Origin of the sequence: Bradyrhizobium altum, assembly GCF_020889705.1 — a bacterium.
GTDB classification, from domain to species: domain Bacteria; phylum Pseudomonadota; class Alphaproteobacteria; order Rhizobiales; family Xanthobacteraceae; genus Bradyrhizobium; species Bradyrhizobium altum.
On sequence record NZ_JACMYP010000316.1, the window covers coordinates 1 to 9,080 of the forward strand.

At 65.8% G+C, this 9,080-nt stretch carries 7 protein-coding genes; 5 read left to right on the top strand and 2 right to left on the bottom strand.

The annotated features are described in order from the left end of the window. Positions 1 to 693 precede the first annotated feature (693 nt). From H8B02_RS41575 to H8B02_RS41595, 5 genes are all read left to right on the top strand, one after another. Positions 694 to 1,719, top strand: a complete 1,026-nt coding sequence (locus H8B02_RS41575) for a GlxA family transcriptional regulator (RefSeq protein WP_229171468.1) — start codon at positions 694 to 696, stop codon at positions 1,717 to 1,719. Positions 1,720 to 1,821: 102 nt separating this feature from the next. Beyond that, a complete protein-coding gene (locus H8B02_RS41580; protein WP_229171469.1) occupies positions 1,822 to 2,349 on the top strand; it encodes a tautomerase family protein in 528 nt (175 codons plus the stop codon). A 14-nt stretch (positions 2,350 to 2,363) separates the two neighbouring features. Then, positions 2,364 to 3,347 carry a carbon-nitrogen hydrolase family protein gene (locus H8B02_RS41585; RefSeq protein WP_229171470.1) on the top strand — a complete coding sequence of 328 codons (984 nt, stop codon included), beginning with the start codon at positions 2,364 to 2,366 and terminating at the stop codon, positions 3,345 to 3,347. Between the two features lie 354 nt (positions 3,348 to 3,701). Then, positions 3,702 to 5,402 carry a vWA domain-containing protein gene (locus H8B02_RS41590; protein WP_229171471.1) on the top strand — a complete coding sequence of 567 codons (1,701 nt, stop codon included), beginning with the start codon at positions 3,702 to 3,704 and terminating at the stop codon, positions 5,400 to 5,402. A 212-nt stretch (positions 5,403 to 5,614) separates the two neighbouring features. After that, a complete protein-coding gene (locus tag H8B02_RS41595) occupies positions 5,615 to 6,100 on the top strand; it encodes a cyclic nucleotide-binding domain-containing protein (RefSeq protein WP_229171472.1) in 486 nt (161 codons plus the stop codon). Here H8B02_RS41595 and H8B02_RS41600 read toward each other — a convergent pair. Further along, positions 6,039 to 6,866, bottom strand: coding sequence for a metallophosphoesterase family protein (locus H8B02_RS41600; RefSeq protein WP_229171473.1), 828 nt, complete (start codon positions 6,864 to 6,866; stop codon positions 6,039 to 6,041). The genes H8B02_RS41595 and H8B02_RS41600 overlap by 62 nt on opposite strands. Positions 6,867 to 7,029: 163 nt before the next feature. Continuing rightward, positions 7,030 to 9,080: PAS domain-containing sensor histidine kinase (locus H8B02_RS41605; protein WP_229171474.1), on the bottom strand; the 2,051-nt coding region annotated here is incomplete at its 5' end.

The following is a 9,080-nucleotide window of genomic DNA, read 5'->3' on the forward strand; positions in this document are numbered from 1 at the left end:
AAGCCGGGCGATCCAGTATTCCAGAGGCAGTTGTGCTCGAACCGAGAGGCCGCGGCGTACTGGATCGCCCGCCTTCGCGGGCGATGACAGATGAGGATGGAACACAGCTACGCATTCTCGCGACATGATTGTCCGAGCTTTGCTCTTCGTTTCGCCGCTCTGAGAACAGAGGGCGCAGGGAAAGCCGGGTGCCGATCGCACCCATGGGTCCCGCGTAGTAAAAAACGCGGGAGGTAGGACCACAGGTGTAACCGGGAACATCCCGGCTTTCCCTGCGCGATGGTTTTACGGCTTATTTCGTGCTCTCCCCGGCGAGACTGGGCTTGCTTGTCACCGCCCTCACAAGACGCAATTGCGCCTTGTGAGAAGACACCTACCACTAGGGCGTCAGGACCACACGACTTCGCCGTCCGCTTCACATGCATTCGTCGCTGGCATGATCCGCGTCCACCGCATCTCACCGCAACACCCGTGACGATGCGCAGCGCCCCTCGATCGGGTGAGACGACGAATTCATAACATTAAGTTGCGCTTCTGATAAAGCGAAATATTTTTATGCGCAAGGATTGACAGGTTTTTGCTGAGTTGCCCGTCGGGCAGTCACATGGCACGTCACATTCAAGGCGCGGCACCCGTCGCTTGCCCGCTCCCGCGCGCGATGGCAGAATTGCCTCACTTTGTGCAAAATCGGACATGGCCATGCCACTCATCCGGATTTGGGTCTATGACGGCATCCTCGCTTCGGGCGTTGCGGGTATTGTCGACGTGTTCACGGCCGCCAATTCGGTGGCGGCGAAGCGGCCGCAGCGCCACAACGGCAAGCCGTCCCAGCTGCGGTGGCGCGTCGAGTCACTCAATGGCCGGCCGGTGCAGACCGCGTCCGGCCAAATCATCGGCGTCGATGGACCGATCAGCGCGCGGTCTGCGGCGGATGCGGTGGTGATCCCCGGACCGTTCGTCGGCGACATCGAGCGCTTCTTCGCCCGGCTCGATATGGTCGAGCCGTTGCTCGCCGCGCTGCGGCGGCAACATGAGCGCGGCACCCTGCTCGCATCCTATTGCACCGGCAGCTTCATCCTCGCCGAAGCCGGCCTGCTCGACGGCCGGGTCGCGACCACCCATTCGGCGAAGGGGCGGACCTTCGCGATGCGTTACCCGGCGGTCGATCTGCGCGTCGCCGAGATCCTCACCGAGCAGAGCCGGATCGTCTGCTCGGGCGCGGTGACCACCTCGCTCAATCTTGCGATTCGGCTGGTCGAGAAGTTCGCCGGCGCCGATCTGGCCGCCGAGACCGGCAAGCTGATGCTGATCGACGGCAATCGCGTCTCGCAGGCGTCCTATGCCAGCCGTAGGCACGACACCCAGCATTCCGACGCGCTGGTGGCGCAGGCGCAAAGCCTGATGGAGAAGTCGCTGCAGCGGGGCTTCAGCCTCGCCAGGCTGGCCCGCGACCTTTCGGTCAGCGAACGCACCCTGAACCGCCGCTTCAAGCTCGCGGTCGGCGAGGCCCCGCTGCAATATCTGCAGGCGCTGCGCGTCGATGTGGCCAAGCGCCTGATCGAATCCAGGCGGCTGAAGCTCGACGCGGTCAGTGCGCGCGTCGGCTACAACGATCTGTCGACCTTTCGCCGCCTGTTCAAGCGCGAAACCGGGCTTTCGCCGCGCGAATACCAGCGCCGGTTTGCGCGTGTCACGGCGCGCATGGCGCCTGCCGGCTGACGACGCCGTGTCCGAATTTGCCCTGAGAATGGCGATACTGCCACTGCTGCCGGAAGCACCTCGCGCATAGACCTCATGCTGGCAACAACAGGAGGTCTCTCAATGCCGATGATCGACGTCACAATTCCCGAAGGAGCCCTGAAGCCGGCAGCGGAAGCGCGGCTGATCAAGGAGCTCGGCGATATCCTGATCGGTCACGAGGGCTTCGACCCGGCCAACAAGGTTGCGCAAGGCGTCACCGTCGTGTTCCTGCATCGGCCGGCCGCCGTCTATGTGGCGGGCGACCCGTCGCCGTCGCCACGCTATCGCATCGTGCCGACGGTGCCCGAGGGGCAGTACACCGAAGCCTCGCGCGCGGCTTTGGTGAAGGACGTGACCGCTGCCGTGGTACGCGCTGACGGTGGTTCGTACGAGGATGTGGCGCCGCAAGTCTGGGTGTTTCCGACCGAGATACCGGATGGCCAGTGGGGCAGCCGCGGCGTCATTCGTCTGCTGCCGGACATTCAGGCCTTCATCGCCGGCGAGCATGAACGCAAGGTCGGCCAAGAACGCCTTGCACGGCGACGGCGCGTCAAGGCGCTCGAACTGCTTGCGGGCGCGCTCGATGCTGCCCGCAAGGGCGTCGCGTGATGCGGCACCCGGCGATGGCAATCGATACGCATTTCAGGCTCGCGGCGATCCAGGCCGCCGCGGTACTGTTCGATCGCGAGGCGTCGGTGGAGAAGGCCTGTCGCCTGATCCGCGAGGCCGGTGCCATGGGGGCAACGATCGCCGCGTTCGGCGAGACCTGGCTGCCGGGCTATCCGTTCTTCTGTCATGCACCGACCGGTCCGAGCACCTTTCGCGCCATGGCGGAATATCTCGATAGCGCAGTCGAGATTCCGTCGCCGGCCACCGACCGGCTCTGCGATGCCGCAGAGGGCGCCGGGATCGATGTCGTGATCGGCGTTGCCGAACGCGACGCAGTAACGAAGGGCACGGTCTACTGCACGCTTCTGTTCATTGGCCGCGAGGGGCGGATTCTCGGCCGTCATCGCAAGCTCAAGCCGACCTTCAACGAGCGTTCGGTGTGGGCCGATGGCGACGCGGTCGGCCTGCGGGTTCATGAGCGGCCCTATGGCAGGATCAGCGGGCTCAATTGCTGGGAGCACAACACCATGTTGCCCGGCTATGCGCTGGCGGCGCAGGGAACGCAGATCCACGTCGCCGCGTGGCCGGGACGAGAGCCCGCCGTGGCGCCGCCGTCACCCACGCCGCTGTGGCCGCGACAGCTCCTGCTGTCGCGCGCGTTCGCGTCCCAGGCGGGTTGCTACGTCATCGCCGTGGGCGGCATGCGGTCGCACGAGGCGACGCCCGAACGCTATCGCGAGCTGTCGACGATCGAGTACAGCGGCGACAGCGTGATCATCGATCCACGCGGTGAGATCATCGCGGGGCCGGCGCAAGGTGAGACCATCCTGATCGCTGACGGATCGCGGGAGGTTGTTCTCGCCGCCAAGGCGCTATGCGATATCGGCGGCCACTACTCGCGCCCGGACCTGCTGCGACTGATCGTCGACCGTGATCGACAGGATCGGGTCATCGATAGCGCCTTCGCCGGGCGCGTCGCGCCGGACATGTGGGAGTAGTGCGATCAAGTGCACGGCAGCGTGTAAAGCAGCGTCATCTGTGATGACGCTCACGCCGACGAGCGCGATGCGCGCAACTCAGGAAGCAATTTAGTCGTCATCTGCGTGTCGCATCAGGCCAAATGCTTGTCGCAATAGTCCAAATGTTCGGACGCAAGTGACGCCAATCAAAGACATTTTGGCGTTTTGTCGCGCGCACGCCGGAAGTGTATCGCATCAGCAATCCGGCCAACAAAAAACAAAATCCGGATCGAAGGAGGGCGCAGCTGTGGCAAGGTGCGAATGATCTCACGACATGCCCGCCGCCGCAGCCGTCTTTGCCCTCCGATTGTCTCCATCATCGAGGATCGATCCGTGATTAAGGTTTTTCGCCGCTCGTTCGTTGCCGGCCTGCTGTCGCTTGGCCTGGCGTTGCTGTCACTTCATGGCGCCCAGGCGCAGGCGCCAGCGCAGGGGACCGACACCATTCTCGTGCTCGATGCATCCGGCTCGATGTGGGGCCTGGTCGATGGGCAGAGCAAGATCTCCGCTGCACGACAGGCGGTCGATGCCATCCTGTCGAAATGGAATCCCGCCGATCGTCTCGGCGTGGTGGTCTATGGCCACCGCTCGAAGGGTGACTGCAAGGACATCGAGCTGATGGTGCCGGTCAGCAAGTTCGATCCGGCGAGGATCAAGGCCGCGATCGATGGCATCAACCCGAAGGGCAAGACGCCGATCTCGGATTCGCTCCGTGCCGCCGCCGAGGCGCTGCACTCGACCGAGAACAAGGCCAATGTGATCCTGGTTTCCGACGGGATCGAGACCTGCGCGCCGGATCCGTGCGCGGCCGCGGCCGAGCTGAAGAAGGCCGGCATCGGCTTCACCGCCCACGTCATCGGCCTCGACGTCGCCGATCCCGCGGCGAAGAGCCAGCTGCAATGCATCGCGCGCGCGACCGGCGGCGTCTATCTCGATGCCGGCAACGCCGCGAGCCTCACCGGCGCACTGACCAAGGCGGTGGCGGCGACGCAAGGCACCAAGGTCGCAAGCGAGGCGCCGCCAAAGCCGGCGGCCGCCGATCCGTATCTCGGCAAGAACCTTCGCGGCGTGGCACGGCTCGCCGAAGGGCTCGATCCGATCAGCGACGAGGACGTCAACTGGGGCGTCTACAAGCGCGCCGGAGGCGAGAAGGGCGAGCACGTCAACACCTTCTACGGTGCGCCGTTCGCCGACAATATCGCGCCCGGCGATTACATCGTGGAGGTGAGCTACCGGCAGCTCAAGCGCGAGTTTCCGCTCAAGGTCGAGAACGGCAAGCCGGCGATGCTCGACGTCATCCTCGATGCCGGCTACGTCACCAGCGAGGGCTCGGTGGCGGGCGGCGCAGGCAAGGTCGATGACGTGGTCTGGCAGGTCTCCGACAAGGGCGGCAGACTGATCGCGCAGGAGTACGACGCGGTGCCGCGCTTTGTGCTCGCTGTGGGCAATTATACGCTGACCCTGACCAAGGGGCAGTCGAAGACCAGCAAGCCGTTCGTGGTCGCCGCGGGTGACTCCAGCAACATCCAGCTTACCCTCGATGTCGGCAAGCTGATCGTCACCACCACCTATGCCGAAGGCGGCCCCAAGGTCGAGAAGGACCTCGTGGTTGCCGTGCACCAGCCGGCCAAGGCCGACGGTGACGAGGGCGAAAAGGTCGCGCAGGAATACGACGCCGAATCGAAGTTCGATCTGCCGGGCGGCAGCTATGAGGTGATGGTGACGGTCGGCGAGGCCAAGGGCACGGCGCGCGCGGAGGTGAAGTCCGGCGCGCCGACCCGGATCAACGTCAACCTCAACGCCGGTGTGGTCGGGATCAAGGCCGACGGCGCCCAGGAGATCGACATCTACGGTGCCGAGCGCGACATCAATGACGAGCGCAAGCGCGTCTCGGTGAGCTATGAGGCGACCTACAACGTCGCGCTCGGCGCCGGCGACTACTTCGCGGTCGCCACCTATGCCGACGGCCAGAAGGCGGAAAAGCCGTTCTCGATCGCCGCCGGCAAGCGCCAGACGCTGGAGATCAAGCAGTAGTCAGCTGGACGGTCGGGCCACGGAAACGGTGCACCTCCCCCGCAAGCGGGGGAGGGATCTTTTCGGCCAGTGCGTCCCTCACGCCGGAAGGGAGAAGTACGAACGCTCATCCCTTGTCGAGCCTGCCGACAATTTGGGCAGACCGCCCGGCTAATCCCGTTCACCTCGGCCACATCTCCGCCTAGTCTGGCAGCAGACGGAGGCGAAACAGCATGCGGGCGATCCTTGATCACTGCACCGGCGGGAGCAGGCGCAGCCTGCCGGCCGGCACGGATTTCATCGAGGAGGGCGGCCAGACAGGTCATCTGTTCGTGCTGCTCGAGGGCAAGGTCGAGGTCGTGAAGGGCGACAGTCTGGTCGCGGTGATCGACGAGCCCGGCGCGGTGTTCGGCGAGATGAGTGTTCTGCTCGACAGGCCGCACAGCGCAAAGGTGCGCACGGCGTCCGACTGCGTCCTATACGAGTTCGACGATGCAGCGTCGTTCCTGCGGGAGCAGCCTGCGCTGGCGCTGCTGATCGCGCAGCTCCTGGCGCAACGGCTGCACGTCGCCACGACCTATCTTGCCGATCTGATGCATCAATATGCCGATCACGGCACCCATCTGGCGATGGTCAGCGAAGTGCTGCAGAGCATGATCAACCTGCCGCCGATGCAGGTCTCGCCAGGCTCTGATCGGCAATCCGATCCAAGGATGTGAGCCAGTCCGGCGCCTCGCCGAGCGGCGTTGCCGGCCGATGCAGGGGGGCGTTGAGATCGACGATCTGCGCGTCGCCGGCGGCGAGCCAGAAAACCTTCTCCTGGGTGAGATCGAGCACGATGTAGACCGGCGGCCGGCCGGGTTGCAGGCCGGTATTGAACACCCAGGTCGTCCCGATCCGGTCGAACCACGAGCCGTTCGGGATGAACGGCGATTGATGCACATGGCCCGAGATCACCATCGCCGGGTGGTGGCGTTCGATCCAGCGCAGCAGCTCGACGTCGCCGAAGAAGCGCTTGCCACCCCAGCTGATCGGGGAATCCGCCGGCGGGGCGTGATGCACCCAGACCCAGCGGCGGTGCGGGATGGCGGCTGCCTCGCGCAGCTGCTCGTCGATCCGCGCCTTGACCATCGGGCCGTCCCACCACGGGCACACCGTGAACAGCGTATCGCCGATGGTCAGATTGTCGCCGTCGCAGGCCACGCCGAATTCCCTGACCGCGGCGACCCATCGCGCAACCTTCTCGCCCTCTGCGTTGCGCTCGTCGAGGTCATGATTGCCCGAGCAGAAGATCACGCGCGTGAGGCCGGCGAGGCGCGAAAGGTATTTCGTGACGACGACGATCTGGGCGCGGAAATCGACCGCCGAGCCGAGGTTGAGCACATCGCCGGCGAAGATCACCAGATCGAATTGCGGCGCGGCCGCCAGCAGCCAGTCGAACTGCGGCAATGAATAATGCAGGTCGGCGACGACGAGGCAGCGCATCCGCCAGATCCAGATGCCCGGAAAGCGGGCTGGGTTCGGAAGATAATGAATTTCAAACAATCGGAATTGCAGCAAGATTTATGCCGTGCCGCGCCGATCAAGCGCGACAGTTTCCCGCAGTGCATTGGGGTTTACCCCCTTGGAGAGGGGGCAGGGCCGCCTCTCACACCCGCGCCGCGGCGTGGGAGAACACGATCTCGATCAGCGTGCCGGTGCGGCCGCCGGTCCGGATCTGGAATTTTGCGCGGTTGGCTTCGACCAGCGCCTTGGTCAGCGACAGGCTGACGCCGCCGGAGCCGGCCTGATCGGACGGCGTCGGCGCGCGGAACGGCTCCAGTGCGGCGGCGACCTCGTTGTCGTTGAGGCTCTGGCCGGTGTCGCGCACGCGCAGCATCACCTCGCCGAAATCCGACAGCGCGGTCGAGACGATCACCTGGCCGCCGGCATTGGCGAGATGGATCGAGTTGCCGATCAGGTTCAGCGTGATCTGGCGCAGCGCGCGGGCGTCGGCGACAACAGGCGGCAGCGTGTGTGCGAGCGAGGTGCGGATGATGATGCGCTCGCGATTGGCCTGCGGCTGCATCACCGCGACACAGCTCTCCACCATCTCGTTGAGGTTCTGGCTGGTGAAGGCGAGGTCGAGCTTGCCGGTCTCGATCCGCGACAGGTCGAGCAGGTCGTTGACGATCGCGATCACCCGCTCGCCGGAGGCGCGGATGTCCTTCATGTATTCGACATAGCGCTCGTTGCCGAGCGCGCCGAAGCGCTCGCCGATCATCACCTCGGCAAAGCCGATGATGGCGTTGAGCGGCGTGCGCAGCTCGTGGCTGATCCGCGCCAGCATGTCGGATTTGGCGTTCGCCGCGCGTTCGGCGAGCCGCCGCGCCTCGCGCAATTCGCCCTCGCTCTTTTTGGTCTGCGAGAGATCGCGGAACACGGCGAAGAAGTTCGGGCCGTCGGCGCGGGTGCGGCCCATCGTCACCGACAGCGGGATGATGCCGCCCTGGCGCACGCGGCCGAGCGTCTCGCGGCCGTGGTCGAGCAGGCTGGCGACGCCGGCCGATTTCACGCTCGTGAGATAGTCGAAGATGCCGTGCTGGCTTTCCGGCGCGAACAGGTCGGCGAGATTATGCGTGACGAACTCGTCGCCGTCATAGCCGAACAGCGCCTCCGCGCTGCGGTTGCAGGAATGGATGTTGCCCTCGGCATCGAACATGATGATGCCTTCGGCCGCGGTGTCGAGGATCGCGCCGAGCTCCTCGGCGTCGGCGTGGCCGGCCTGCGGCGGTAGTGGCGCAAGCACCGGCTCGGCGGCAGCCACTGGCTCGGGATCGGGCTCCGGATCGGACAGCGCGGCCGCGATCGCGGCGTCTTCGTCCAGCGTGCGCGAGAAGATCAGCGCCAGCGCGGAATCGTCGTCCCAGGTGATGGTGTGCAGCCGTGCCTCCGCGGACACGGACTGCGCGCCGTCGTCCGCGTTCTGGTTCGCGGAGATCGTCACCGGCGTGCCGGTGCCGGAGGTGCTGCTCGCCTGCGAGACGCCGGGCTCGACATAGAGCGCGTCCAGCCCGCCGGCGGCTTCCAGCGCGTGCAGGCTCTCATAGCCCATGCGGGCGAGGAAGGCGTGGTTGGCATAGAGCAGGCGGTCGAGCCGGTAGATCAGGATACCGACCGGCAAGAGATCGAGCAGCACGCGGTCGCGGCGGGACTCTCCGCGCGGTGCAGGTTCCGTCGCGGCGAGCCAACCGGCCTTTGGCGCGTCGGCCGGCGTCTCCAGTTGCGCGACCATCTCTTGCGGCCGCGGCGCCTCCGCCTCCTGCGGCGGTTCGCTGGCGGGCGGCTCTTTGGCAACCGCTTCCATGGTGGCGCTCTCGTTCGTCGCGGTGAGGCCGGCCTCGCTCTCGAGCCGCGCCGACAATTGGCGGGCGAGCTCGTTGAAGGCGTTGTTCTCGACCGGCGTCAACGACGGCGGCCGCGTATCGCCGGCAAGACGGAACGGCAGCACATTCTGCGGCGGGTCGTGACGCACGTCGTGCGTTTCCTCCGGCGTTCCTCCTTTCGTTTCTTGCGGCGTTTCCACGGCGTGATCCGGATCGGCTTGGTGTGAAGTCTCTGCTGCTGTCGGCTCGGTCAATTCCTCGGGTGGTGCTGCGGTCGGGTCGGGCGGCGGAGCAACATCATGCGGCGCGGCGGGCCCGGGCGGCGCGGCGGTGC